The organism is Anaeromyxobacter sp. Fw109-5 (assembly GCF_000017505.1).
In the GTDB taxonomy this organism is placed as follows: Bacteria; Myxococcota; Myxococcia; order Myxococcales; family Anaeromyxobacteraceae; genus Anaeromyxobacter.
Map to the genome: position 1 here is coordinate 4,337,863 of NC_009675.1, position 26,513 is coordinate 4,364,375.

The following is a 26,513-nucleotide window of genomic DNA, read 5'->3' on the forward strand; positions in this document are numbered from 1 at the left end:
CCCGCGGGACGGCCTCACCGCCCCGGAGCACGGCCACGCCAGCGCGGCCCGCCGGCCTCCGGCCGGCAGCGCCCGCTCGATCCGGCGGCGACACCCGGCCGTTCGGACGCCGGCCGGGTGTCGCCTCCGGGACCCCCGGTTCTCGCGCTAGAGGTTGGGGGGATCCTGCTCGACGCGCGCCGCGCGACGTCGCGTCACCGGCTGCCGCCCTCGCCGCGCCGGCTGCGGCGCGGCGGGGCGCTTCGCGCTCCGCGCCTTCCTGCGGGAGAGGACGTGCCGCACCGCCTCGCCGATCCCGGCGGGGCTCTCGCACACCACCACGCCCGCCTCGCGCAGCGCGGCGATCTTGGCCTCCGCGGTGCCGCTCGACCCGGAGATGACGGCGCCCGCGTGTCCCATGCGCCGTCCGGGAGGAGCGCTCCGCCCGGCGATGAAGCCGACCACCGGCTTCGTCACGTTCTTGCCGATGTAGCGCGCGGCCCACTCCTCGCCCGAGCCGCCGATCTCGCCGATGAGCACGATGGCCTCGGTCTCGGGGTCGGACTCGAACCGCGAGAGGCAGTCCACGAAGTCGGTGCCGTTGACCGGATCGCCGCCGATCCCGACGGCGGTGGACTGCCCGAGCCCGAGGTCCGTGAGCTGCTTCACGGCCTCGTAGGTGAGCGTGCCGGAGCGCGAGACGATGCCGATGGGACCGGGCCGGTGGATGTGGCCCGGCATGATCCCGATCTTGCACTGCCCCGGCGTGATCACGCCCGGGCAGTTCGGGCCCAGGAGCCGGACGCCGGGACGGTCCTGAAGGAACCGCTTCACCGTGACCATGTCGAGGACGGGGATCCCCTCGGTGATGGCGACGACGAGCGGGACCCCCGCGCCGGCGGCCTCCATGATGGCGTCCGCCGCGAACGGCGGCGGGACGAAGATGACGCTCGCGTTGGCGCCGGTCTCTCGCACGGCCTCCCCGACCGTGTCGAAGATCGGCACGCGCTGCTCGAAGCGCGTGCCGCCGCGCCCCGGGGTGACGCCGGCGACGACCCGCGTCCCGTAGGCCAGCATCTGCTCGGCGTGGAAGCTGCCGGCGGCGCCGGTGATGCCCTGCACGAGGACCTTGGTGTTCCTGTCGACGAAGATGCTCACGACCCCTCCGCTCCGATGAGTGCCCGCTGCCGCCTCACGCCGCCCGCACCGACTCCCGCGCCGCCGCGACCGCCTTGCGGGCCGCGTCGGCGAGGTCGTCCGCCGGGATGATCTCGAGGTCGCTCTGCGCGAGGAGCTCCTTGCCGAGCTCCACGTTCGTCCCCTCGAGCCGCACCACGAGCGGCACCGAGAGGTTCACGTGCCGCGCCGCCGCGAGGATGCCCTTCGCGATGACGTCGCACTTCATGATGCCGCCGAAGATGTTGACGAGCACGGCGCGCACGCCGGGATCCGCCAGGAGGATCTTGAACGCGGCGGCCACCTTCGCCTCGCTCGCGCCGCCGCCCACGTCGAGGAAGTTGGCGGGCCGGCCTCCCGCGAGCTGGATCATGTCCATGGTGCCCATCGCCAGCCCGGCGCCGTTCACCATGCAGGCGATGTCGCCCTCGAGCGCCACGTAGGAGAGGTCGTGCTCCTTGGCCTCGAGCTCGCGCTGCTGCTCCTCGTCGGGATCGCGGAGCGCGGCGAGGTCCGGGTGACGGTGGAGCGCGTTGTCGTCGAGCTCGAGCTTGGCGTCGAGCGCGACGAGCTCACCCTCCGCGGTGACGACGAGCGGATTCACCTCCGCGAGCGAGGCGTCCGTCGCGACGTACGCCCGGTACAGGCCGGCGGCGAGCTTCACGAACTTGCTCGCGACCTCCCCCCGCAGGCCGAGCCCGAAGGCGAGGCCGCGCGCCTGGTTCGCCTGGAGCCCGGTGAGCGGGTCGACCTCCGCCCGCAGGATCCGCTCGGGGTGGAGCTTCGCGACCTCCTCGATCTCGACGCCTCCCTCGCGGGACGCCATGATCGTCACGCGCCCCGTCTCGCGATCGACGGTCATGCCGAGGTAGAGCTCGCGCTCGATGCGGCAGCCCTCCTCCACGTAGAGCTTGCGGACCCGCTGCCCCGCCGGGCCGGTCTGCGCGGTGACGAGCACCATGCCGAGCATGGCCTCGGCGTGATCGCGCGCCTCCTCGGGAGAGCGGGCGAGCTTCACGCCGCCGGCCTTCCCCCGTCCGCCCGCGTGGATCTGCGCCTTGATCGCGCAGATCGGCGTGTCCAGCACGGCCGCCGCCAGCTCGGCGTCGGCCGGGGTGGTGGCGAGCCCTCCGCGCAGCACCGTCACCCCGAAGCCGCGCAGCAGCTCCTTCGCCTGGTACTCGTGGATCCTCATTCGGTCGGGCTCCTCGTCGATGTCCGCCGTCCCACCGACGAAGAGCAACCGCTGCGCCAGCGCCGCGCGCCTGCGCCTAAGCCCCTGGATTTCGTGAAGCCGGGCCCTCCGGCGGGGTTCCCACTGGCGGCGGGCGAGCCAGTCGCGTACCGTTCCTGGCACACTGCGTCCCGGACCTGGCACTTTGCCGCTCACCCTGAGCCTGTCGAAGGGTGAGCCCCGCGGACGCTGCCGAGGCGCCCGTGCCCTTTCGCAGCGACGAGAAGCCGGTCATCTGGGCGTTCAGCTCGAGCCGGCTGCGCCAGGTGCTCGAGAGCGCCGCCCCCATCTACGCGGACCGCGCCGAGGTGCGCGTCTTCGACCTGAGCTTCGAGGGCGCGCTCGAGACGGCGCAGAGCCTCACCGAGGCGGACGAGCGGGTGGACGCGTTCGTCGCCGCCGGCTCCAACGGCGCGTACCTGCGCGACCACGGGCCCGTCCCCGTGGCGCTGGTGGACGTCTCGACCACCGACGCGCTCCAGGCGCTCGCGCACGCGCGCACCCTCGGGCGCCGCGTCGGCGTGGTGAACTTCCGCCGCGTGCTGCCCGGCCTCGAGCGCTGGAAGGACCTCCTGCGCGGCGTCCAGATCGAGCAGCGCGCCTACGTCACCCCCGAGGAGGCCCGGGCCGCCGTGGCGGAGCTCGCGGCCCACGGCTTCGAGGTGGTGGTGGGCCCCGGCCCCGCCTGCGACGAGGCCGAGCGCGCCGGCCTGAAGTCGGTGCTCCTCTACTCGCTGGAGTGCGTCTGCGCGACCATCGAGCGGGCCATCGAGATGGCGCAGGTCGCGCGGGCGGAGCGGGGGCGGCGCGAGCAGCTCGCGGGCGTCATCGCCCACATCGACGAGGCCGTCGTCGCGGTGGACGCGGCCGAGCGGATCGCGGTGGTGAACCCCGGCTTCGAGCGGCTGCTCGGCGCGCGCGGGGTGGAGCTCGTGGGCAAGCGCCTCTCGAGCGTCGCACCCGAGCTGTCCCTGGCCCGGGTCCTCGAGACGGGCGCGCCCGAGCTGCGGTCGTTCCAGAAGCTCGGCGGGCGCAGCCTCGTCGTGAGCCGCATCCCCGTGCGCCAGCGCGGTGTCCTCTCCGGCGCGGTGCTCACCTGCCAGGACTCGAGGACGCTCCTGCGCGTGGACCGTGACCTCCGCTCCGAGCTCCGGCCGCGCCGCTTCATCGCCCGCTACGAGCTCGCGGGGATCGTGGGCACGTCGGAGGCCATCCGGACGGTGCGGACCCTCGCCGAGCAGTACGCCGGGACCGAGGGGACCGTCCTCATCACGGGCGAGAGCGGCACCGGCAAGGAGATGATCGCGCAGGGCGTCCACAACGCCGGGCGGCGCCGCGACCGGCCCTTCGTCGCCATCAACTGCGCCGCCTTCCCCGAGGCGCTGCTCGAGTCGGAGCTGTTCGGCTACGAGGAGGGCGCCTTCACCGGCTCGCGCCGCGGCGGGCGGGCCGGGCTCTTCGAGGCCGCCCACACCGGCACGATCTTCCTCGACGAGGTCGGAGACGTCCCCATCACGCTTCAGACCCGCCTCCTGCGCGTGCTGCAGGAGCGCCAGGTGCTGCGGCTCGGCAGCAACGACCCGACCCCGATCGACGTCCGGGTGGTCGCCGCGACGAACCGCGATCTCAAGCGCGAGATCGCGCGCGGCGCCTTCCGCGAGGATCTCTACTACCGGCTCAACATCCTCCCCATCCACCTGCCGCCGCTGCGGGCGCGGCGAGACGACGTGGCGCCCATCGCCGAGGCGCTCCTGCGCGACGCGCTCGCGCGCCACGGCGTGCCGGACGCGCTCCCGCGGGCGCTCGCCCTGCTCCTCCCCTGGCTCCAGGGCTACGCCTGGCCGGGGAACGTCCGCGAGCTCGAGAACGTGCTGGAGCGCATCGCGGTCCTCTACTCGCACCGGGCCCCGGACCAGGTCGGATCGGAGGCCTTGCGCGCCGTGCTCCCGGAGCTGTTCCAGGTCGCGGACGAGCCGCGAGACGGCGATCTCCGCAGCGCCCGCGAGGCCCAGGAGGCGGCGGTGATCCGGCGCGTGGTCGAGGAGTGCGGCGGCAACATGAAGGCGGCCGCCAAGCGGCTGGGCGTGGGACGCTCCACGCTTTACCGCAAGCTGAGAACGGCGGGGTGAGCGGGCGGGGCGAGCCCCCTCAGCCGCACCGCTCGCCGGCGGTGCCCTTCCCGTGGCACGCCGCGTCGTCGGGCGCGTCGAGGCGCTCCCCGGAGACCGGCCGCGTCTCCTCCAGCCCGCGCTGGCGGTGCGCGTGCGAGGCGAACCAGATCCCGACCGAGAGCGCGGCGACGAACAGGACCCACAGGCCGCCGCGGGTGTTACCGGTCCCGCTCTCTCCGGGCTCGAGCAGGGCGGCAGAGCCAGCGCCTTCTTCCTCTCGCATGGAGGCGAGGCTACACCCGCGGCGGGATCTCGCGCCCTGCGGCGAACTGCAGCAGGGTGGACGTGGGTGGATGCCGCCGCCGCGCGCCCTCCGGTCACCTCATCCGCGTGATGATCGGGGCTCGGGAAGTGGCCGCCGGCGCGAGAGCATCAGGACGAGCGCGCCGATCCCGAGCGCGGCGAGCAGGTGCTTCAGGGTATGGCCGCTCACGACGCCAGCGGTGGCAGCGAAGATGGCGGCGTCGCGCACCTCGGCCAGCTTCGCGGCCACGTACAGCGCGAGGGCGGCGAGGAGCCACGCGGAGCCCGTGTACCGCGGGCGCACGAGCACGACGAGGAGGGGGATCGCGACGAGCGGAGCGGCCTGCACGGCGACGTAGGGGCGAAGATCGCCAGCGCCGTTCACCTCGCTCGCATACCACCAGACGACCGTCGCCGCGCCGAGCACCAGGAGCGGGATGAGGGGCCCCCGGGCCCCGAGCCGCTCGGCGATCAGCGCCGAGAGCAGGCCCATGAAGCCGACCGTCATCGCGAGCCGGTCGAGGGCGAGCGACGCGTTCGTCGGCGAGAGGTGGTAGACGGCGGAGCCCACGGCCGTGAGCAGCACGCCCCAGAACGTCACGGCCCACGGCGCTCGCTCCCGCGCGTTCACGAAGCTGACGTCACGCGCGGCGACGACCCGCAGGCCGAGGAGGCCGACCGCGAGGAAGGCGAGGCTGGAGAGCACGTCCGCGGCGTTGGGGATCCCGAGGAGCGCACGGCGGTCCGCGAACGCATGGTACGCGGGATCCTGCGCGATGCGCGGCAGCGCGAGCATCGCGGCGACCGCGGCCGCGGCGACGAGCGCGAGGACGAGCCACCCGAGCCTGCGGGGCTGGAGCACGCGGTGAGCCGTCTCGAGCGGGGGGAGCGACTCGGTCATGCCGGTCCTCGGTGAGCCGATGCCGCCGTCAATGATGCACGGGGCGAACGACGCTGCAAGCTCGCCTCGACACGTCACCCGGGGCCGAGCGCGCGGTCTCGAGTGCTCAGGTCCGGCAATCGAGCAGCTCGGGCAGCGATCCCGCCCGCTCGGCGATCCGCTCGCGGACGCGCACCGAGGACCGCGCCAGGAACGAGAGGAACTCGACGCCCATGTCGACGTTGTCCTCGAGGACGTCGAGCACGTGCTCCAGCTCGCCCTGCAGCGCCAGGACCGGCTCCTCGACGACCGCGTCGTACCAGCGCGGCACGTCGGCGAGCACCTCGAGCGCTCCCAGGCTCTGACCCGCGCCGACGCGGAACGGCGCCCGGCAGCCGGGCGGAGCGCAGCGGACCGCGCCCCTCACCAGGAACAGCGTCTGCACCGCACGATCGCCGGCCCGCCAGAGCGCGTGGCCGTCCGGGAAGCGCACCTCCTCCGTGCTCTGGGCCAGCTCGGCGATGGCGTCGATGCTGCAAGCCTGGAAGGGAGGCCGGCTCCGGAGCAGCAGGATCCGCTCGGCGAGATCGATCTCTCCATCGGTGAAACCCGGGAGCGTCGCCGGGACCGCCTCGGGGGCGGCCTCCGCGGGGTGCTCCGCGAGGAGCTCGACGAGCTCGCGCGCGACCCCGCGCAGCGCGCTCCGGAAGATCCCGAAGCGCTCCTCGAGCGCGTCGAGCAAGGACTCCCGGTCCAGCGCGAGCGTGGCGGTGTCGTCCTCGGCCACGGCCTCGAGCCCGTCCTCGTCGCGCGCGAGCAGGAGTGCCGAACCCAGGACCGCGCCGCGCTCGGCGATCCCGAGCTCGCGCCCGTGCCGCCGCACCCGGACGCGCCCCTCGAGGAGCACGTGCATGGCCGCCACCCGCTCCCCGGCGCGGAGCAGGACGCCGCCACGGGGAGTGAAGTGCTCCCGCAGGTTCTCGCCGAGGAACGCGAGGTCTGCCACGCGAAGGCTCCCGAACTCGGGGATACGGCGAAGGAAGAGCAGCCGCTCCACCGGCCCGAGCCTCGGCCCTCGCGGCGCCTGGACGAACGCCTCATCGAGCATCGGCGAGCCCCTCTCCCGCACCGGAGAGCCGTCGAAGCGCGCGTGCGGCGGCGCGCTGGAGCACGCCGGCGGGGTGCTCCAGCTGCAGCCGCTCCACCTGCTCGCGGAGGTCCCGGAGGCCCAGCTCCCCGATGTGGTGGACGGCGAGCGACCGCAGAGCGTCCCCCGGCGACTCGAGCAGGACCCCGAGCAGCCTCTCGTAGCCGAGGGCTTCCACGCGGTAGTGAGCGCCCGCCCGGGCGAGGCGAACGGCGTCCGGGAGATCGTCGACCAGGGCGAGGACCGGCTCGCGCAGCGCCGGCGGGAGCAGGTGCTCGAGCAGCTCGAGGCTCGAGGCGCGCAGCTCCGGGCTGGTGTTCGAGAGGCCGCGGTGCACGTCGTGGAGGTTCTCTCCCCGCAGCTCGAGGGCGAGCAGGCGGAAGAGACGCTCGACGGCGTGCCGCTCCTTGTCACGCAAGAGCGCCACGAGCAGGTCGTGGCTGGCGGTCGCGCGCCGGGGGTCCTCGACCGCACCCTCGAGCAGCACGGCGCGCCAGTGGATCAGCCGGAAGGTGACCTCGAGCGTTCGTTCCATCGCCTGGTGCAGGAGCTCGCGATCGAGCGGGAGCGCGGGGTGGTCGGCGGCGAGGCGCCCCAGGCCCCGCAGGATCCGGAAGCGCACCATCCCGTCCGGCTCGACGAGGAGTCGCCCGAGGAGGACGGGGGCAGCCGCCTCCGCCGGGAAGCGGCTGATCGTCCGCGGCAGGTGGCGTCGCACGGCGTGGGGGAGAGACGGATCGGCGAGCGCAGCGGCGACGAAGGAGAGCCCGCGCTCGCCGAACCGGAGGAGGGCCGTGCGCGCCGCGCCGCGGACCTCCCCCTGCGCCAGCAGGCGCACCAGCACGGGCAGGAACCGCTCGCTCCGGAGCGTGCCCATGGCGCGCGCCACCTCGGTGAGCACGGCCGGCTCCGAGCCGTGCGCGAGCCGTTCGAGCAGCTCCTCGAAGACGGGCGAGGGTCGCTGCGCGACGGCGCGGGCGAGCTCACGCCGCACCTCCGGATCCGGGTCGGCGAGCAGCTCCTCGAGGGCGGGAGCCGCGTCCACCGGGTCCTCGCCCAGCGAGACGAGCGCCACGGACGCGGCGGCGCGCACGACCGGGCTCGGATCGGCGGCTGCCGCGCGGAGGACGTCGCGGTCGGGCACCGCGGCCGTGCGCGCTCGGAGCGCGGCAGCGCGGAGCCGTGGGCTGGCGTGGTGGCGCAGGCGATCGGCCGCCCCCACGAAGTCGCGGCGACCCCCGCGCTCGAACAGCTCGAGCGCCCGCAGGGCCACCGCCTCGGAGGGGTGGTACAGCACGAGCGTGGGGATCAGCCGGACGTGCCCTCCGTCCGCGAGGACGTCCATGGCGCCGATCACCTCGGCGTCGTCGCCGCTGCCGAGCGCCGCGAGGACCGCCTCGAACGCCGGGACGTCCAGCGCGGGCAGCTCCGCTCCACCGCGTAGCCTGCCCTCCCGCAGTGCGCTCCGGAACACGTCGAGGTAGCCCTGGCGCAGCTCACGCGCCCGGACGATCCAGGCGAGCGAGAGCGCGGCGCAGGCCGCGGCGACCCACGTCTCCGGGCGCGGGAGCGCCATCGCCGCCAGGATCCCGAGCGACGCCAGCGCCTGGCCACCCCGGCGCGCCGCGACGTCGAGGAACGGCTTCGTGCGGGAGCGCAGCTCGTCGGGCAACGGCACGAGCAGCAGCTCACTCGTGGAGCGGTGCACGTCCCTGAACGCCCCGTCCGCCGCTTTCAAGAAGAGCGCCGCGACGAGCGCGCCGCCCGCCACGAACCCCGCGGAGCCCAGCAGGAGCAGCCCCGGCAGCACGGCCTGGGTCCGCGTGAGGCCGAGGACGCGCAGGAGCCACCCGGCGACGAAGAGCTGGGTGCCGAGCGCGAGGGCGTTCAGCGCCGTGTACGTACCGGCGAAGAACGCGCCCAGCTCGCCCGCCGGAACCGACCGGGCGACGCCGCTCTTGAAGACGAAGTCGGCCGCGGTGAGGGCCATCGTGGAGAGCAGCGCGAGCGCCGCCAGCCCGCGCGCGTAGCGGTGCTCGCGGACGATCCGCATGGAGGAAGCGAGCGGCGCGCGCGGCCGCGTCAGGGCGGGGCCCCCGGGCGAGAGGAGCAGCGCGGGACCCACCGCGGTGAGCGCCTGCGCCCCCGCGCTCGCGAGCAGCAGGCCCGCGGGTGGGGAGACGGTCAGGAGCGCGCGCGCGACCGCGGCGCCGACGACGCCTCCGACGAGGCCACCGACGGTGAGGGCGGTGAAGGCCCCCTTCGCCTCCCGGACCGTCCAGAACCCTCCCAGGATGAGCCAGAGCTGGAGCCCGGTCACCGTCGCGTTGACCCCCGTCCACACGTAGAGCGCCCGCAGCTTCCACGGGTCACCCGCCGGCCCCAGCGCCCAGAGCCCGGCGGTCACCGCCGCCGTCGTGAGCAGCATCAGCGAGAGGCTGCGCCGCCCGAGCGAGGAGCGGCCCGACGGCCACGAGACGCGCGACAGCCCGGCCGCCGCGACGGCGATGGCCAGGTAGGCCCAGGGGAGCTGCGAGGCGGGGAGGCGGGCGAGGAAGAGCGCGTCACGCGCCGTCTCGAGGAGCGCGTGCCCGACGGCGACGCCGAAGACCGTGAGGAACGCGGCCGCGGCGCGGCGGCGTTCGAAGGCCCCGAGGCCCGCACCGAACCATGACGTCATGAGCACGTGAGGCAGAGCGATCGATAGCGCCGGACGAGCGCCCATGCCGTCGCGGCCCACAGGGGGATCAGCAGCAGGTTCAGGGACGCGAACCCGACGATCCCGACGTCCACGAAGGTGGTGCCGGCGTAGACGACGCCGGCGGAGAGGAGGTCCCCCGCGCGGACGAAGAAGCTGTCGATGGCCTGCTTGGCCTTGTACTTCTCCTCCCGGGCCGTGGGGAGCCACAGCATCTGCTTGCCCGTGTTCATCACCGAGTAGTCCACCGCGTTCTCGGCGGTCTTCGCCCAGCGGGTCGCGGCGAGGCCGGCGCCGGTCGCCACGAGGGCGTAGGCGCCGAACGCGACGAGCGGCAGCGCGAGCAGCGCGCCCGCCAGGCCGAACCGCTTCACGAGGCGCGACACGAGCAACGCCTGGAGGACGACGGAGGCGACGTTCACCCAGTAGAAGTACCGCCCGTAGAACGCCCCGATGTACGCGGCGACGTCCAGCGCCGGATCCGTGGCGGAGGCGAGCCGGGCGGCGCTCACCACCGAGCGGCCGAGAACGTACTCGCCGGTGGCGTTGACCAGGTTCAGGAGGACGAGGAGCACCGCGACGAGGCGCAGGTAGGGGGAGCGCAACACCAGCCCGAAGCCGCCCGGGCCGGGCGCGAGCGGCGCGCGCTGCGCGCGCGGCGTGCCCCGCGTCCTGCGCTCCACGATGCGGTAGAGCGCGAGCTGGAGCACGAGGAGCGCCGCCCCGACGTGCATCAGCTGGTATGGCGAGGCGCCGCCCTCGAAGAGCCGCTCCGCCAGCTTGGAGCCGACCGGGCTGCCCGCGGCGGCGCCGATGGCGATCACCGGGAAGAGCCGCTCGCCCGACTCCGGGCCGTGGAGGTCGTTCGCGTACGACCAGAACAGGGCGATCGCCGCGTTGCTGAAGATCCCCACCCAGACGTAGAAGGCGAAGCCGAGGTACGGCAGCCGGGCGAGCGAAGCGAGGTAGAACACCTCCACCGTCCCCGCGAAGAACAGGCCCATCGCGACCACGAGCCGGGCGCGGCTCACGCGCGTGGAGATCCAGCCGTAGGCGGGCACGAAGGCGATCAGGGCCGCCGCCTGGAAGGCGGCCGCGTACGACTTCATCTCCGCGCCGCCGCCCGCCAGGATGAGCGGCTCGCGGACGGTCTTGAGCACGTAGTACGCGACGAGGAGCACGAACAGGGTGAGGAGGAGGAGGAATACTCTCCCCGACTCCGACGGCTCGACCTCGCCGAAGATCCGCAGCGCGCGCGCGAGGGCGCCTGACGCCCGGGCGGAGGGGGCGCGGTTCAGAAGGGGAACCCCATCCCGACGTACAGGCCGGTCCTCTCCGCGCTGCGGGCGACCGAGAGGGTGACGGTGTTCGCCCGCTTCAGGTAGGCGAACCAGATCCCGCCGCCCGCGCTGGTGTGCCAGCGGTCCGAGTCCTCGCCCTGCAGCCACACACGGCCCGCGTCGGTGAGCGCGAAGGCGCCCCACTCGCCGGGGAGGACGAGGTGGAAGCGCCCGAAGGACAGCCTCAGCTCGGCGCTGCCGTGGGCGCTGGCGTCGCCGGCGAACCGCTGGCTGCTGAACCCACGCAGCGACGCGTCGCCGCCGAGGAACGCCGCCGACTGGAACGGATACGTCCCGAACACCCGCTTCGCGCCGACGCGCAGCGCCAGGGTCGGGCGCAGGACGAAGGGGGCCGTGAGATGGGTCGACGCGTCGAGGTGGAGGTCGCCGTAGGCGTGCTCCGCGTCCCACACGGCGGGGTGGAACGTGCCGCCTGCCCTGACGAGCGTCCCGCGCGTCGCGGCGGCCGGGACGTCGCGGGTGTCGAGCTCGAGCTCGGCCAGGGCGCCGAGCTGCCCGAAGGAGCCGGAGCCGTAGGGACGCGTCTGGCCGATGAACGTGCCCTGGGGCCGGCGCATGGAGAAGTGATGCAGCGTGGGCCCGAGCGAGAGGGTCAACCGCGACGCGAGCGGGACGTTCACCAGGGGCGCGAGCGAGAGCTCCGTCTGCTTCACCTCGTAGAACGAGGTGCTCTCCTCCTTGGGGGTCTCGTTGCCGAACCCGAAGAAGCGCAGGATCTCGACCTGCGACGCCCGCGCGACGAGCGAGTAGAACACCGCCGCGTTCTCGCGGCGGAGCTCGCCGTGGTAGTGGCCCCGGAACCCGCCTGCGCCGGTCGCGTACCCGACGTGGATGAGCTGGCGGCTCCGGTATGGGTGGGTCCGGAACGCGAACCGATCGAGCTGCACCCCGGCGCCGAGGAAGACGCCGAGCTCGGGGGTGAACGCGAACCAGGGGAGCCAGGTCGTCTGTCGGCCCCAGTCCCGGGCCGGGATGAAGGGCACCTCCGACTCGAGCGGAGGAGGCGTGTACGGCCGCTCGTCGAGCGCCGTGCCCGGGCCGCGCAGCACGCGGTTCCGCCCCTGCCAGTCCGCGAGCCGCGTCCCACCGCCCGCCGCGTCATCGAGGAGGTCGTCGCCCTCGCCCCCGAGGACGTGTACGCGCACTCCCGATCGCCCGCGAGCGGCGAACCGGTCCGCGCCCCCGCGCAGGTCGATGCGGACCTCCCGGGTCTCGCGCGGCTCGAAGCGGCGGCGGAACCAGGGCTCGCCGACGGGCGCGCCGGTCGCGTCCGCGCGTGACACCACCACCTCGAGACCGCCGCCCGGGAGCGCGATCGCCTCCGCGACGTCCGGCGCGTCGGTGCCCGCGACGCGGACCTCCTCGGACAGGTGGCGATAGAAGTGGTTCGCCGCCTGCCCGAGGCGGTCGCGGCGTCGCCGCAGGTCATGCGCCAGCCGCGCGCCGTCCACGCGCTGGTACTCCTCCGGCAGCCGGCGGACGGCCGCGTCGATCACGTCGTCGGTGAGCCGGCGCCGGAGATCCGCGGCGAGCTCGTCCCACGCCGGCTTCTCCAGATCAGACAGGAGCTCGCGATCGAGGGGCCACGCCTGCCAGGTGAGCCCGAGCATGCCGGGGTAGTCGTCGCCGAACGACACCCATCGTGGATTCCAGTTGCGCGCCAGGGCGAGCAGGAGGCCCTCGAAGCGGCACAGCGCGAAGTCGCGATCCTCCGGGATGGGCTGCCAGCCGGCCTGCCCCGGCACCTTCGCCCAGCGCCACTGTCCGAGGTGCCGGTCCCAGTCGCCCAGGAGCAGGTCCATCAGCCGCGCGCGGAGGAACGCCCGGGAGTCGGCGCGCTCGTCGGGGTTCGCCCGCAGCCGGTCCAGGAGCTCGCGCCCGTCGACGATCTCGGTCGCGCCGGCGAATCCCGGCTGGCCCGCCTCCGCGGCGCGCGGGAACTCCTGGATCGTCCCCAGCACGCCCGCGAAGTCGCCGCGGAACTCGCCGAGCGCCGCGTCGTCGGGCATCACGACGAGGCGAGGCTCGACGTGGAGCACGCCCGCCGCCTCGAGCAGCGGCGCCGCCACGACCGGCGCGGCGGGGTGGATCGCCGCCACCTGATCCTGCGCGATCTCGCCGGCGATCGTGCGCCGGAGCTCCTCGGGGAGGCCGCGGGTCGCGTCCTTCTCCGTCGCTCGGAACGTGTACGCGCGACCGTCGCCGCCGCGCAGCGCGAGGCCGCTGCTCTGGCCGGCGCCGACACGCCGGACGGGCGTGAGCCCCCCGGCGAAGCGGCGCAGGTCGAGGAGCTCGAACGTCGCGGGCAGCACCCAGAGGGCCCGGTATTCGTCGCCGAAGAAGAGGCGGTGGAGCCGCGGGGTGTCGTAGCGCGCACCGGCGGCCTGAACGACCGTCCCGAGTCCCGGCTCGCCGGACGCCGCGGCCGGCTCGTCCGCCACGGCCTCGGGGCCGCTCGCGGTCGCGAGGAGTCCGGCCGCGATCGTCCGCACGGCGCGGGCGGCGAGGCTCGTCCCGCGCCAGGAGCGGCGCGGTCGCGCGGGCCGCCCGAGGGACTGGCGCGGGGAGGAAGAGGTAGTCCGCGTGGAGGCCATCGAGGCTCAGCCGCTCGTCCACGGTCGCAGCTCGCCTCGAGCGTCCTCGACGCGCATCGGCGGCGGCCTTGGTGCCTCAGGGCACCAGCACCGCGCGGAAGCGGACGCGGTTCGCCATGACCCTGCCGAAGGCCTCTTCTGCCTGCTCGAGCGGAAACCTCTCGACGTGCGGGCGGACGTGGCCGAGGGCGCTGAACGCCATGGTCTCCTCGGAGTCGATCGCGCTGCCGCTCGGCCACCCCGCGATGGTCTTCCCTGACAGGAGCGAGAGCGCCGACAGCTGCAGCGGCTCGAACGACGCGGCGACGATGAGCAGCTTGCCGCGCGCCTTGAGCCCGTTCACCGTGCTCGCGATCGCAGCGCTGTTCGGCGCGGTCGCGAGCACCAGATCGGCCCCGCCGAGCCTCCGCAAGCCCTCCGCCGCATCCACCTCCTGCGTGTCCACGTACTCGTGGGCGCCGAGCTCGAGCGCGAGCGCCCTCTTGTCCACGCCGCGCGAGAGCGCGACGGTCCGAAATCCCATCCGCGCCGAGTACTGGATGGCGAGGTGCCCGAGACCACCGACGCCTTGCACGGCCACGGTGTCTCCGGGCCGCGCGCCGCTGTTGCGCAGCGAGTTGTAGGTGGTGATCCCCGCGCAGAGCAGGGGGGCGGCCTCGGCTGCCTCCAGGCCATCCGGTATGCGCGCCGCCGCCTCGTATCTCACGACCGCGTATTCGGCGTAGCCGCCGTCCAGGGTGACGCCCGTGATCTGCGCCTTCACGCAGTTGATGAAGTCACCCTTGCGGCACGCGGTGCACACGAAGCAGTGACCCCCGTGCCAGCCCACGCCCACCCGGTCGCCGGCCCTCCACGCCGTGACGTTCGCGCCGACCGCGTCCACCCGGCCGGCGATCTCATGGCCGGGCACGCGCGGGAGCGTGAGCCCGGGATACGCGCCGGACCTCGTCACCGCGTCGCTGTGGCAGACGCCGCAGGCCTCCACCCTGACGCGGATCTCGCCAGGGCCGGGATCGGGCACCTCGCGCGAGGCGACCTCGAACGGACCATTCGGCCTCGAAGCCTGCACGACCTTCATCTTCGCCACGGCGCACCTCGCAGCTGGGCGGCGACGTGCCTGACGCTGCCGCGGTCAGCCGTATGGGGTTCCTTCCGATTCACGGCCGCCGGAGGATTGTTCGTGGTCGACTGGACCTCCGCTTGTCCCTCACGGTACCGCCGGTCCGCGCTCCGCCGGACGCGGACGGTCGGCGGGCGACTTGGCGAGGCCACGCATGATGCGGCCTCGAGCTCCGTCCCGCATCGCGGCCGGGCCGCTCACGACCTGGTCCGGCTCGCGTGCTGATGGGGCGGCGGGGCGCTCTACCAGCCAGCGCCCTGGAACGCATGCCGGCCCGCGAGCACGAGGTGACGATCGGTGCGACCCGCGTCGCCTCGACGGCGCGCCCTGGCTCGGCGCCCCATCCCTCGCACGATTGACATCGATGAGCGCGAGATGCTTCGCTCAGTGTCGGCTCCCCGATGACGACCACCGCCAACCTGCAGCCGTGAACAGCGCCGATGTTCGTGATGCGCAGCGCTCCCGTCCTCGTACGCACGAACGCGACGCCGGCGCTCCCTCGCGCGACTCGGCGAGCGAGAAGGATCGCGTGGTTCGTCGTGCTGGTCTTCGGGGGCCAGTTCGCCGCTGGCTGCTCCATCGTGTTCACTCGCGACCCGGCGATCCCCGCAGACCCCGTCGCACCGGTCCGATGCCCCGAGTCCCGCGCCGCCCCGATCGCCGACGCCGTGGCGAGCGCGGCGCTGCTGGCTACCGGGACCGCGATGCTCGTCTACTCGGCGACGCTGGACCCGGCGCGCAACGAGAAGGAGTGCGCTTCCTGCTTCGCCAGCGCGATCGCCGTCGTGCCTCTCCTCTACGGCGCGGGCGTAGGCGTGACGGCGAACTTCGGCTTCGACCGCGCCGCCCGATGCCGGAGAATCCACGGGTGGCAGCGCGAGTGCCTCGCGGGTGATCGCGCGGCGTGCCGCGCTCTCCAGGGCGAAGCGGACTCGGGGGCACTCCCGCCGCGCTGAAGCCGCCGTCCCGGCGGAGTGCGCCCCCGTCCGGCGTCACCGCGAGGGGGTGAGGGCATCGTGCCTCGGGGCGCGAGGGACGAGCGACGCCATCAGGGGAAAACGAAAATGCCGGAGCCGCTCTGTAAGCCGAGTTCTGTCCCGCGGGTTTCCCCGCGGCGGCGAACATTCCTCTAGGACGCGCGTTGCCGCGCGTCTCGAGCGGGCCATACCCGGAGGCAATGACCGGGCCGGTCGCCTCCCTATTTGCCCTTGCACCGGGTGGGGTTTTCCGTGCCGCGCCGGTCACCCGGCGCGCGGTGCGCTCTTACCGCACCGTTTCACCCTTGCCACGCGCGTCCTTCGACAAGCTCAGGACGCCGTTCGGCGGTCTGTTCTCTGTGGCACTGTCCTGCGGGTCGCCCCGACCGGTCGTTAACCGGCACCCTGCCCTGTGGTGCTCGGACTTTCCTCGGCGGCCCCCGTTCCTGCAGACCGACGCGTTCGCCCGAGCGGCTCCGGCACCAACCGTCCTAACACGCGAGGTGGGCGGCGGCAATGGGCGCACGCCCGCCGGTGGGGCGGGGGAGCGACCGACGCGGGACGCCGAGGGAGGCCCTGACCCTCGTCGACGAGGAGACCCTCGGTGACGGCCTCCTCGTGCACGCCGCCCTGGCGCGGCCGCGCGGCGCGGCGCGGGGATGACGTTTCGTGGAGAGCGTTCCGCCGCGGACGGAAGGGGCGGCTCCATCCAGGCGTGGCATCGCCGGCCGGCGCCCGTCAGGCCTCGGGGATGCTTCGCGCGTGGGCGGTCCTCCTCGGGTTCCAGCTCGTCGGCGAGCTCGTGGCGCGCCTGCTCCAGTGGCCCGTCCCGGGTCCGGTGCTCGGGATGCTGCTCCTGCTCGCCGCGCTCGAGCTCCGTCTCCCCCGCGACGAGCCCCTCGTGACAGTCTCCTCCGGGCTCCTGTCGCACCTGTCCCTGCTGTTCGTCCCCGCAGGCGTGGGGGTCATGCTCCACGCCGCGCGGCTCGCGGCCGAGTGGCAGGCGCTCGTCGCCGCGGTGCTGGTGAGCACCGTCGCGGCGATCGGCGTGACCGGCTGGATCGCCGATCGCCTGCTGCGGCGCCACGCGGGCACCGAGGAGGCGCCCTCGTGACCCGCATCACCGAGGTCTGGGTCTACCTCGCGCGGACCCCGCTCCTCTGGCTGACGCTCACGGTCGTCGTCTACGTCGGCGCGGATCTCCTGCACCGGCGCCTCCGCCGCCACGCGGCCGCGAACCCGGTGCTCCTCTCGGTGCTCGCGCTCCTCGCCGTCCTGCACCTGAGCGGCACCGAGTACGCGACCTACTTCGAGGGCGCGCAGTTCGTCCACTTCCTGCTCGGGCCGGCGACGGTGGCGCTCGCGGTGCCCCTCCACCGCGAGCTGCACCGCGGGCGGCCTCGCGCGGTGCCGCTCACCACCGCGCTCCTCGCGGGCTCGCTCACCGCCGTGACGACCGCGATCGGGACGGCGGGTCTGCTGGGCGCGTCCCCGGGGACGCTGCTCTCGCTGGCGCCCAAGTCCGCGACGACTCCCGTGGCCATGGGCATCGCAGAGCAGATCGGCGGGCTTCCTTCGCTCACGGCGGCGCTCGTGATCCTCACGGGCATCACCGGCGCGGTGATCGGGACGGGCGTGCTCCGCCTCCTGCGCGTGAAGAATCCCGTCGCCGCCGGGCTCGCCCTCGGCACGGCTTCGCACGGCATCGGGACGGCGCGCGCGTTCCAGCTCGACGAGCGCGCCGGGGCCTACTCCGGGCTGGCCATGGGACTCAACGCGCTGGTGACGGCGCTGATCGTGCCGCTGATCGTGCGCGTGCTGATTCGCTGACCCGGAACGCGCTCGGGCGCGATCACCCGGAGGTGAAGCGGAGCGGCAGGACCACCCAGATCTCGACGGGGCGCCCCTCGGGATCTCTTCCCGGAATCCAGCGACACGACTGGACAGCCTCCTCGATCACGCGCGCGAGCTTCACCGGAGCGTCCGTGGGGCTCATCACCTGAAACCTGGACGCGTCCCCGCCGCTCCCGATCGCGAACTTGACCAGCATCTGCCGGGGAAAGGTGGATCGCTGCGCGGCGAGGCTCGGGGGTACCGCGATGCCCCTCTTGACGCATCCCGCCTTCGCCATGGCCGGCTTCGTGTAGCCCTCCATGCCGTACACGGGTCCGTCACCCGTCGTGGACGCCACCGGGTCCACCTCGCGCCTCGGCCCAGTCCCTGAGACGAGCAACCAGATGCGCCCTCCGACGCGCGGCGCCGGGAATTCCCAGGTGGCGACCTCGTCGGCGATGCAGCGCTCCGGGGCCTCCGCGGAGGCGTACTTGGACGTTCGCGCCACCCGGACCGAGCGCGTCCGCCCGTCGGATCCGATGCCGAAGCTCACCCACGCGTTCTCCGGCGAAGCGTCCTGGTTCGGGAAGACGTAAACCGGTAGGCAGTCGGACACCTTCCACCGGCGCAGCGACGCGACGCGGCGAATGAGCTGGAAGTCGTCCTCCGGCGCCGGCGGGTCCGCCTCGAGGGCGGCGCGCGTCGCCCCGAGCGATTCGTGGAGGTCGCGAGCGATGAAGTACCGCGCGTACTCGGCGGCGTGCTCCACCGCCGCAGCGGTCTCCTTGGCGTCGCGCGGCCTCGCGTGCCCGAAAGCCGCCCCGCTCGGCGCGACCGTCTCGGTCGGCGCGCGCGCATCGGCCGGTACCTGGAGCCCAGCCCGCGCGCACGCGTCCGCGATCCCGAGCGCGCAGGCGCGGCCGTCGTCCTGGCGCACGCCCCGACCTACCGCGTACATCGCGCCCAGGTCTGCGCACGACTGAGCGTCCTTCGTCTCGCAGCCCTCCATGAAGAGCCGCGCAGCGGCGCGATCCGCGCTCGCGCTCGCAGGTCCACGGAGCGTCTTCCAGCCGAGGTCACGGCACGCCCGTCCTCCCGCGGCGGCGCAGGCAACCTCCAGCGGGTCCGGAGCCGCCTTCCTGTCGGCGTGGGCGCAGGCGAGGAACGCACATGAGATCACCGCGAGCGATCGGCGCATCGAGCCTCCGGGTCCACTCATCGTACCTGGTTTACGACGAGCGATGAAGTCCGCTGACCTCGGAGCGTCACTTCCGCATCGCCGCGGGCACCCCGCGCTTCGGGCACAGCTCCTCGACCGGGCAGCGCGAGCAGGCCGGACGGCGCGCGTCGCAGGTCCGCCGGCCGTGCCAGACGAAGAGCTGGTGCGCCTCGCCCCAGCGCTCCTCCGGGAGGAGCGCCATGAGGTCCTGCTCCACCTTCGAAGGATCCTCGTGCCGCGTGAGGCCGAGGCGGCGCGACACCCGGCCGACGTGGGTGTCCACCGGGAAGGCGTGCGCGGCGCCGAGGTGGACGAGCACGACGCCGGCGGTCTTGCGCCCGACGCCCGGCAGCGCCTCCAGCGCCTCGCGGGTGCGCGGCACGCGCCCGCCGTGCTCCGTCGCGATGGCGCGCATCGCGGCCACGATCGCCTTCGCCTTGTTGCGGTAGAGGCCGAGGCTGCGGATGAACGGCCACAGGTCCTCGGGCGCGGCGGCGCCGTAGTCCGCGGCGGTCCGGTAGCGGGCGAAGAGCGCGGGGGTCGCGCGGTTCACGCCGGCGTCGGTGCTCTGCGCCGACAGGATCACCGACACGAGCAGCTCGAGGTCGTCCTCGAACTCGAGGGCGATGCGCACGTCCGGCATGGCGCGCGAGAGACGGTCCACGATCTCGGCGGCGCGGGCGCGCTTCTCGGCCGGCGGCGGCCGTCTCCTCGCGGGCGTCGGCATGGCGCGCGGATGCTAGCACTCCGGCGCGGGGCGGCAGGCGAAGGGTCGGGGTCGAGGTCGAGGTCGAGGTCGGGGTCGGGGTCGAGGTCGAGGTCGAGGTCGGGGTCGAGGTCGGGGTCGGGGTCGAGGTCGAGGTCGAGGTCGAGGTCGAGGTCGAGGTCGAGGTCGAGGTCGGGGTCGAGGTCGGGGTCGAGGTCGAGGTCGAGGTCGAGGTCGGGGTCGAGGTCGAAATCGGGGTCGGGGTCGGGGTCGGGGTCTCTTCATTCGTCACATCCCACGGCGACAGCACGCGCGCGCGCGCGGGGTTGTGTGGCGCCGCTCGACGCAGAGGGCTCGGGCATCGAGGGGAGAAGCGCCCGGTTCCCGGCGCGCCTCGGGCATGGCACGCGGCGGGTCTTCGTCGCCGTCGGCGCCAGGACTGGACGAGCGGGCAGAGCAGGTCCGAGGAAGTTGCGCGCCGCTCGGCCGACGGCGGCATTCACTACGAGTCCCTGCTTTCTCCAGCGACAGCTCTTGCCGAGCCACGCGAGTCCCAGTTGCGGTGGGTGAACGTTGCCCTCTTGACGAGGTTCGAGGCGAAACGCGCTTCGACGTCCTCGGCACGTCGAGAGCACGCTCCTCGCGAGCGCAGGCAGGGCGCGCCGTGCGCGTCCGGCGCGCCGCGTGGACGGCGAAGGGGCGGGCCCGGAAAGCGGCGCAGGCGCGATCCTGGCGCGTCTCAGGAGGTGCGGAAATCGCGTGTTACGAAGGGTGCACAGGAGGTGCACCATGCCCGCGATCGCCCCTTCCGCCCTCGACTCGACCCTGCTCCCCCAGCGCCTGCGCGAGCTTGCAGGCCAGGAGCGCGACGTCAGTTCCTCCTCCACCTCGAGGTGTTCGATCGCCGCCGCGCGTACGTGGACGCCGGGTACCCCTCGCTCTGGGCGTATTGCCTGGAGGTGCTCCACCTGCGCGAGGGCGCGGCCGGGCGACGCATCCAGGCGATGCGGGTGCTGCGCCGGTTCCCCAGCCTCGAGGACGCGCTTCGGGATGGCCGCCTTTGCATCTCCACCGTCCAGCTGCTCGGCCAGGTGCTGACCGAGGAGAACCTGCCCGACCTCGTCGCCCGGGCCGCGTACCGCACCAAGGCCGAGGTGGATCACCTCGTCGCCTCGCTCCAGGCGCGCACCGCTCCGCGGGCGGGCCTGCGCAAGCTGCCCGACCGCGCCTCAGCCGCGAGCGCCCCGGCGCTGCCGCTGGCGGCAGTCCATGCCGGACCTGCCGAGCCGCAGGAGGCGATCCCCGCGCCGGCGGCGGCTGGTGGGTCGCTGCCGCCCACGGTCTCCGCGCTGCCCGACGTTCCTCGCCCGAAGACGCGGGCGGAGACCCGCGCCGTGAGCGAGAGCGGCTGGTCGCTGCGGGTCACCATCGACCGGGGCTGCAAGGAGGACCTCGACGCTCACCGCGCTGCTCTCGCACAAGATCCCGGACGGCGATCCCGGCGATAGTGCGGCGCGAGGTCTGGAAGCGCGACGGCGGACGCTGCGCCTGGGTCGCTCCGGACGGGCGGCGCTGCAACAGCCGCTGGCAGCTGGAGCTCGACCACATCCACCCGCAGGCCCTGGGCGGTCTCTCGACGCTCGAGAATCTCCGGGTCGCCTGCAGGTCGCACAACCTGTTGCACGCCGAACAGACCTACGGGCGCGAGCACATGGATCGTTTCCGGCGTGAGAGCGCCTCCGAGCGGACGGGGTACGCCGGCGCCGCGCCAGCTGCCATTCAGCAGGGCTTGTGGGCAACGTGACCGCGGTCGGCGGAACGGGAGCAAAGCCGACCGCAGCGTCTTCCGGCGACGCGGCGGACGCGCGGCGACGCCGGCCCTCCGGCCCCCTCGTAGGCCGCTTTCCCTGGCTCGTACTGCTCCCTCGCGCGTGCCCACCGCGGGCGCGCGGTCGGCACCTCGTCCCGAGTCCAGCGCGAGCCGATGTGACGAATGACAAGGTCGGGGTCGGGGTCGGGGTCGGGGTCGGGGTCGGGGTCGGGGTCGCTCGCCCTTCGACAGGCTCAGGGCGAGCGGAACCAGCGAGAGCCCGCTCGTGGTGAGCCTGTCGAACCACGAGCGGTTCGGAGATCGCGGTCGGCATCGGCGTCGGCGGCGTACGCACGCAGGCGGCCTGATGTCGGCTAGGCTAGATCGCACCCGATGCCGGTCGCGAACGCCCCCATCCTCTCGCTCTGCGACCGCGTGGCGCCCGACCTCGACATCCTCTTCGTGGGGATCAACCCGTCGCTCCGCTCCGCCGAGGTCGGTCACCACTTCGCGAGCAAGGGAAACCCGTTCTGGCGGCTGCTTCACGCCTCCGGCCTCACCGCGGAGCTGCACGCCCCCGAGGACGACGTCGCGCTGCCCGCCCGCGGCCTCGGCATCACCAACGTCTGCTCGCGCGCGACCCGGAGCGCGGCGGAGCTCGGCCGCGACGAGCTGCGCGAGGGCGGTCGCGCTCTCCCGGACAGGGTGGCGGCGCTCCGTCCGCGGATCGTCGCGCTCGTCGGCGTCAGCCTCTACCCGCACGTCTTCCCGGGCGGCCGGGAAACCGGCCCGGGCGCCAAGCGCGCCAGGCTCGCGGGAGCGCGCGTCTTCGTCCTCCCGAACCCGAGCGGCCTCAACCAGGCCTACCCCGGCTTCCAGGTCAAGCTCGTCTGGTTCCGGCGTCTCGCCCGGCTGGCGGGTCGCGCCCGCTCTGCCTGAATTGAGGGATGGCGACCCCGCACGCGGCCTGCGGGCAATCGGACGGCGTGCGGAATTCCGGCCACCCCGCCGCGCGAGAGTTAGGCTCCCGTACCCATGACGCCCATCGACCTCCGCTCCGACACCGTCACCCGCCCCACCGCCGCCATGCGCGAGGCGATGGCCCGCGCCGAGGTCGGCGACGACGTCTACGGAGAGGATCCCACCGTGAACCTCCTGCAGCAGGAGGTCGCGGCGCTGCTCGGGAAGGAGGCGGCGCTCTTCGTCCCCTCGGGAACGATGGCGAACCAGGTCTCGCTCGGCGTCCTGACCCGCCCCGGAGACGAGATCGTCTGCGACGCGGGCGCCCACTGCATCTCGTTCGAGAGCGGCGCCCTCGCGGCGCTGTGGGGCGTGCAGGCCCGCACCATCGCAGCGGACCGCGGGCTCCTCGATCCGGTCGAGGTCGAGGCGGCGATCCGGCCGGCCGGCGACGTCTTCCCGCGCACGCGCGCCGTCGCCCTCGAGAACACCCACAACCGCGGCGGCGGCGCGGTCTACCCGCTCGAGCGCATCCGCGCGCTCGGCGAGCTCGCCCGGCGCCGCGGCCTCCACCTGCACCTGGACGGCGCCCGCCTCTGGAACGCCTGCGCCGCCACCGGGATCGCGCCAGCGGAGTACGCCCGGGAGGCCACCACCGTCTCGGTGTGCCTTTCGAAGGGGCTCGGCGCCCCGGCGGGCTCCCTCGTGGCGGGTTCGAGGGACCTCGTCGCCGAGGCACGCCGGCTGCGGAAGCGGCTCGGCGGAGGGATGCGCCAGGCCGGCGTGCTCGCGGCGGCGGGGCTCCACGCGCTCCGGAACCACCGGGGCCGGCTCGCCGAGGATCACGCGAACGCGCGCCGCCTCGCCGACGGCCTCACCGAGCTCGGCGGGCTCCTCCCCTTCCCGGTCGAGACGAACCTCGTCTTCGTCGCGTTCACGGGCCGCAGCGCCGCGGACCTGTCGGCGAGGCTCGCGAGCGAGGGCGTCCTCGCGAACCCCGAGGGCTCGCGCCCCGAGCTGCTCCGCCTCGTCACCCACCTCGACGTCTCGCGCGCCCAGGTGGACGACGCGCTCGCCCGCATCGCGCGCGTGCTTCGCGCCGCGTGACCGCGATCGCTCTCCGCCAGGCTCGTCCCGAGGGGTGCCGCTCGCGCGGGCGGCGACGAGGAGGGCGCGGGAACGCGTGTTAGCATCCGCGACGCGTGTCCCCCGTCCCTCGCCGCGCAGCGCTCCACGCCATCGCGCTCGCCTTCGCGTCCGGGCTCGCCTGCGGCCCGGCCCCTGCCGGCAAGATGTCCTTCGCCGAGGCGGGGTTCACGGCGAGGCCCCCGGAAGGCGTGGAAGACGGCGCGGTCGAGCCGGAGGAGCCTCCGCCGCCGCCCCTGGACTTCCCCGCGCCGGAGTCCATCGCGAGCGAGCTGCCGGAGGGCCCGCCCATCGACGCGACGCTGCTCCGCTTCGCCGCCCAGGCGCGCGAGCGGCGCGCGCGCGCGCCCGCGGGGCGCGGCTTCCCCGATGACGCCATCCGCGCGTGGCGCGCCCTCGCGGGCGAGCTCGACGCCTACCTCGGCCGTGCGCTCCCGCAGACGCCGCTCCTGGAGCTCGTCCGCGCGCGCGTGACGATCGAGGCGGAGTGGGACTACGACCTGCGGCATCACGGGCCGGCGCCCGCAGAGCTCTCCGCGCTCGTCTCCTCCCGCGGCGCGCGGCTCGCGAGCCGCATCGCCACGGCCCGCGCGCTCGGGCTCGGCCTGTTCGCGCGCACGGCGCCGCCGCGGCTCCGCTGGCCCGTGGAGCAGGCGGGGATCTCGAGCGTCTACGGCATGCGCACGCACCCGCTCGACGGGCGCCGGCGGATGCACTTCGGCGTGGACCTCGCCGCCGATGCGGGGCGCGTCGTCGCGGCCGCGGCCAAGGGGTTCGTCGTCCGTGCCGGCTGGATGGGAGGCTACGGGCTCATGGTGGAGGTCCGGCACGAGGGGGGCCTCATTACGCGCTACGGCCACCTCGCCGCGCTGCTCTGCGGACCCGGCGACGCGGTCGAGCCCGGGGGACCGCTCGGCGTCGTCGGTCGCACCGGCCGCGCCACCGGCCCGCACCTGCACTTCGAGGTGTGGCGCGGCGGGGAGCCGTCGGATCCGCTCGCCTGGCTCGGCGTCGTGCCGGCGTCGGGCGCCGGCGCGGGGGACGCGACCCGCTGAGGAAGAAGAGCGCCCCGCGATGTCGCTCGCGGGGCGCCCCGATTCCCCTCACCCTCCCCCGAGGCTTCGTTCCACCGGGGACGCGGCGGATGATGGTTGTCGTGTATCAATGACCCGCGCGTCCGGTCAAACTGCCCCGCCCTTCACGTGGAGTTCCGATGTCGACGTTCCTCGCCGCCGCCCTCCCGCTCGCGCTCGCCGCGACGATCGACGTGCCGGCGGGGGCCGACCTCGCCACCGCGCTGGCGCGCGCTCGCCCGGGCGACCTCGTGCGGCTCGCAGAGGGTGCCCACCGGGGCGGGATCTCCCTCCCCGCCGGCGTGCGGCTCGAGGGCGCCGGCGCCGCGCGGACGCGGCTCGTGGCGCCCGAGGGTCTCGACGCGCTCACGGCGGACCGCGACGCGCACGCTGCGGCGCTTTCGCTGGAGGCGAGCGGTCCGCGCTGCGCGGTGCGGGTCGACGGCGGGACGCTGCGCCTCACGGGCGTACGCGCAGCGGGCGGCGGGTGCGGCGCCCGGATCGTGGCGGGGGCGCTGGAGGGGGTGGACCTCGACGTCGAGGGCGAGGTGGGCCTGATCGGCGAAGGCGGCGCGGCGACGATCGACGGCGCACGGGTACGGGGCGCCCGCTCCGGCGCCACGGTCCACGCGGGCACCCTCACCCTGCGAAACGTCGCGATCACCGGCCCGTCGCGCGAGGCGGGCATCTCGGTCGCGGGCGGCGTCGCCTCGCTCCACGGCGTGGTCATCCGCTCGCCGGGCCCCGCGGGGATCGCCGTGGCGGCGGGCGCACGGGTCGAGGGCACCGCCGTGGTCGTCGCCGGGGCGAGCGAGGAGGAGGGCATCCCCGGTGCGTGCGTCCAGGTGCGACGTGGCTCGCTCGCGCTCTCCGCGAGCACGCTCGTGCACTGTGGCGGGGCCGCGGTGGAGGCGGCGGGGGGCACGGTGCGCCTCTCGGCCGTCGACGCGGCGGGTGGCGCGGCGGGTGGCATCGTGCTCCTCGACGGCGCGACCGCCGAGCTGGACGGCAACCTCCTCGCCGGCAACGGCCCGGGCCTCGTCCTCGCCGGGGGCGCGCGGGCGACCGCGCGGATGAACCGTTGGAGGGTGGACCCGGTCTTCTGGGTGGACTGCGGGAGTGGCGCCCGGGTGATGCTCGGCGACGGCGAGCGCGCCCGGACGCCGTGCGGTGGCGGGTCGCCTTGACGCGACGACGGCGTCTCGACAAAAAAACCCGCCCGTGACAGCCTCTGCCGTCGCCGGTCGAGGGAGCGGGCGACCGGCCCCGCGCCCGGCCTGCACGCAGGCCATGGCGGCGGGGCCGGCAACCGAGGAGGATGGCGCGGAAATGCAGATCAACCTGCGCAAGGCGATGTTCGTGCTCCCGAACCTCTTCACGGTGAGCTCGATCCTCCTCGGCTTCTACGCGCTCACCCTCTGTGCGGGAGAGGCCACCCCGCTGCAGCTGTACCAGGCGGCCCTCGCGATCTTCTTCGCGATGTTCTTCGACGCGTTCGACGGTCGCGTCGCGCGCATGACGAAGACCCAGTCCGACTTCGGCGTGCAGCTCGACAGCCTCGCGGACGTGATCTCCTTCGGCGCCGCGCCCGCGCTCCTCGTCTACAAGTGGGCCCTCGCCCCGCTCGGGTTCGTGGGCTTCTTCGTCTCCTTCGCCTTCGCCGCCTGCGGGGCGCTCCGCCTCGCCCGGTTCAACGTCCTCGCCCAGCGGGGAGACAAGGGATCCTCGCGGTTCTTCGTCGGCCTGCCCATCCCGCTCGCCGCCGGGACGATCGTCTCCCTGGTCATCGCGCACTACCGGCACTTCGCGTCCACGACCGACCCCGCGGCCGGGGTGCCGATCGCGCTGGTCGTCGCGCTGCTCGCGTTCCTGATGGTGTCGACCGTCCGCTACCGGACGTTCAAGGACGTCCACCTCTCGGCGCGCAGCCTCACCATCTTCGCGTTCTTCACGCTCGCGGGCGTCGCGGTCGGCATGGCCACGCGCGCGTCGTTCGTGCTCGTCGTCTACATGGCGGCCTACATCGCGCTCGGCCTCGCCGAGGCGGTGCTCGCCCGCGCCCGCCCGGCGCCCGACAAGGCGTCGCTCCCGCCCGCCATCCGCGCGGAGCTCGAGGCCGACGAGGCGCTCGAGCCCGAGCCCGAGGACGTCGAGGAAAAGCCGCAGCAGGACGAGTACATCTAGCG

20 protein-coding genes, 1 other RNA gene and 1 pseudogene are annotated in these 26,513 nt (G+C 74.2%); 10 read left to right on the top strand and 12 right to left on the bottom strand.

Annotated elements, in window-relative coordinates; genetic code table 11:
- Positions 1-147: 147 nt before the first annotated feature.
- Positions 148-1,137, bottom strand: coding sequence for a succinate--CoA ligase subunit alpha (sucD, locus tag ANAE109_RS19100; RefSeq protein WP_012098529.1), 990 nt, complete (start codon positions 1,135-1,137; stop codon positions 148-150).
- A gap of 34 nt (positions 1,138-1,171) precedes the next feature.
- Positions 1,172-2,350 carry an ADP-forming succinate--CoA ligase subunit beta gene (gene sucC / locus ANAE109_RS19105; RefSeq protein WP_012098530.1) on the bottom strand — a complete coding sequence of 393 codons (1,179 nt, stop codon included), beginning with the start codon at positions 2,348-2,350 and terminating at the stop codon, positions 1,172-1,174.
- 242 nt (positions 2,351-2,592) lie between these two features.
- Here sucC and prpR point away from each other — a divergent pair, with 242 nt between their 5' ends.
- Positions 2,593-4,518 (top strand): propionate catabolism operon regulatory protein PrpR, encoded by a 1,926-nt coding sequence (gene prpR / locus ANAE109_RS19110; RefSeq protein WP_041448512.1) that lies wholly within the window; start codon positions 2,593-2,595, stop codon positions 4,516-4,518.
- A gap of 19 nt (positions 4,519-4,537) precedes the next feature.
- Here the strand turns inward: prpR and ANAE109_RS19115 are convergent, their stop codons facing one another.
- From ANAE109_RS19115 to ANAE109_RS19145, 7 genes are all read right to left on the bottom strand, one after another.
- Entirely contained in the window at positions 4,538-4,783 is a 246-nt protein-coding gene (locus ANAE109_RS19115; RefSeq protein ID WP_012098532.1) for a hypothetical protein, read from the bottom strand.
- 99 nt (positions 4,784-4,882) lie between these two features.
- On the bottom strand, positions 4,883-5,704 hold the full coding sequence (locus ANAE109_RS19120) for a hypothetical protein (RefSeq protein ID WP_012098533.1): 822 nt from the start codon (positions 5,702-5,704) through the stop codon (positions 4,883-4,885).
- 106 nt (positions 5,705-5,810) lie between these two features.
- Positions 5,811-6,791: a cyclic nucleotide-binding domain-containing protein gene (locus tag ANAE109_RS19125; protein ID WP_012098534.1), complete on the bottom strand. Its 981-nt coding sequence runs from the start codon at positions 6,789-6,791 to the stop codon at positions 5,811-5,813.
- Complete coding sequence (locus ANAE109_RS19130; protein WP_012098535.1) at positions 6,781-9,510, bottom strand: HEAT repeat domain-containing protein; 2,730 nt, start codon at positions 9,508-9,510, stop codon at positions 6,781-6,783. The genes ANAE109_RS19125 and ANAE109_RS19130 overlap by 11 nt, the downstream gene beginning before the upstream one ends.
- Entirely contained in the window at positions 9,507-10,709 is a 1,203-nt protein-coding gene (locus ANAE109_RS19135; RefSeq protein ID WP_012098536.1) for a translocase, read from the bottom strand. The genes ANAE109_RS19130 and ANAE109_RS19135 overlap by 4 nt, the downstream gene beginning before the upstream one ends.
- Before the next feature lie 113 nt (positions 10,710-10,822).
- A complete protein-coding gene (locus ANAE109_RS19140; RefSeq protein WP_041448514.1) occupies positions 10,823-13,381 on the bottom strand; it encodes a BamA/TamA family outer membrane protein in 2,559 nt (852 codons plus the stop codon).
- 178 nt (positions 13,382-13,559) lie between these two features.
- Positions 13,560-14,561: an alcohol dehydrogenase gene (locus ANAE109_RS19145; protein WP_041449442.1), complete on the bottom strand. Its 1,002-nt coding sequence runs from the start codon at positions 14,559-14,561 to the stop codon at positions 13,560-13,562.
- Between the two features lie 710 nt (positions 14,562-15,271).
- Here ANAE109_RS19145 and ANAE109_RS25030 point away from each other — a divergent pair.
- Positions 15,272-15,559, top strand: a complete 288-nt coding sequence (locus ANAE109_RS25030; RefSeq protein WP_143828021.1) for a hypothetical protein — start codon at positions 15,272-15,274, stop codon at positions 15,557-15,559.
- A gap of 109 nt (positions 15,560-15,668) precedes the next feature.
- Here the strand turns inward: ANAE109_RS25030 and rnpB are convergent.
- An RNA gene (gene rnpB / locus ANAE109_RS23870) (RNase P RNA component class A) lies at positions 15,669-16,058 on the bottom strand.
- Positions 16,059-16,331: 273 nt separating this feature from the next.
- Between rnpB and ANAE109_RS19155 the strand changes: the two genes are divergently transcribed.
- Positions 16,332-16,694 (top strand): CidA/LrgA family protein, encoded by a 363-nt coding sequence (locus tag ANAE109_RS19155; protein WP_041448516.1) that lies wholly within the window; start codon positions 16,332-16,334, stop codon positions 16,692-16,694.
- Positions 16,691-17,410 carry an LrgB family protein gene (locus ANAE109_RS19160; protein ID WP_012098541.1) on the top strand — a complete coding sequence of 240 codons (720 nt, stop codon included), beginning with the start codon at positions 16,691-16,693 and terminating at the stop codon, positions 17,408-17,410. Before ANAE109_RS19155 ends, ANAE109_RS19160 begins: the two co-directional genes overlap by 4 nt.
- A 22-nt stretch (positions 17,411-17,432) precedes the next feature.
- On the opposite strand, the gene ANAE109_RS23705 is transcribed toward ANAE109_RS19160, so the two are convergent.
- Both ANAE109_RS23705 and nth read right to left on the bottom strand, forming a co-directional pair.
- Positions 17,433-18,611: a hypothetical protein gene (locus ANAE109_RS23705; protein WP_012098542.1), complete on the bottom strand. Its 1,179-nt coding sequence runs from the start codon at positions 18,609-18,611 to the stop codon at positions 17,433-17,435.
- 67 nt (positions 18,612-18,678) lie between these two features.
- A complete protein-coding gene (gene nth, locus ANAE109_RS19170; protein WP_012098543.1) occupies positions 18,679-19,359 on the bottom strand; it encodes an endonuclease III in 681 nt (226 codons plus the stop codon).
- Positions 19,360-20,127: 768 nt separating this feature from the next.
- Between nth and ANAE109_RS24410 the strand changes: the two are divergent.
- From ANAE109_RS24410 to pssA, 6 genes and pseudogenes are all read left to right on the top strand, one after another.
- Positions 20,128-21,142: pseudogene (locus ANAE109_RS24410) on the top strand (HNH endonuclease).
- A 399-nt stretch (positions 21,143-21,541) separates the two neighbouring features.
- Positions 21,542-22,087: a mismatch-specific DNA-glycosylase gene (locus tag ANAE109_RS19185; RefSeq protein ID WP_012098545.1), complete on the top strand. Its 546-nt coding sequence runs from the start codon at positions 21,542-21,544 to the stop codon at positions 22,085-22,087.
- Positions 22,088-22,183: 96 nt separating this feature from the next.
- Positions 22,184-23,215 carry a low-specificity L-threonine aldolase gene (gene ltaE, locus ANAE109_RS19190; RefSeq protein WP_012098546.1) on the top strand — a complete coding sequence of 344 codons (1,032 nt, stop codon included), beginning with the start codon at positions 22,184-22,186 and terminating at the stop codon, positions 23,213-23,215.
- A 95-nt stretch (positions 23,216-23,310) separates the two neighbouring features.
- Positions 23,311-24,309 carry a M23 family metallopeptidase gene (locus tag ANAE109_RS19195; protein WP_012098548.1) on the top strand — a complete coding sequence of 333 codons (999 nt, stop codon included), beginning with the start codon at positions 23,311-23,313 and terminating at the stop codon, positions 24,307-24,309.
- A gap of 158 nt (positions 24,310-24,467) precedes the next feature.
- Positions 24,468-25,514, top strand: a complete 1,047-nt coding sequence (locus ANAE109_RS19200) for a hypothetical protein (protein WP_012098549.1) — start codon at positions 24,468-24,470, stop codon at positions 25,512-25,514.
- Positions 25,515-25,656: 142 nt separating this feature from the next.
- Positions 25,657-26,511 (top strand): CDP-diacylglycerol--serine O-phosphatidyltransferase, encoded by an 855-nt coding sequence (gene pssA, locus ANAE109_RS19205; protein ID WP_012098550.1) that lies wholly within the window; start codon positions 25,657-25,659, stop codon positions 26,509-26,511.
- The last annotated feature ends 2 nt before the right edge of the window (positions 26,512-26,513 follow it).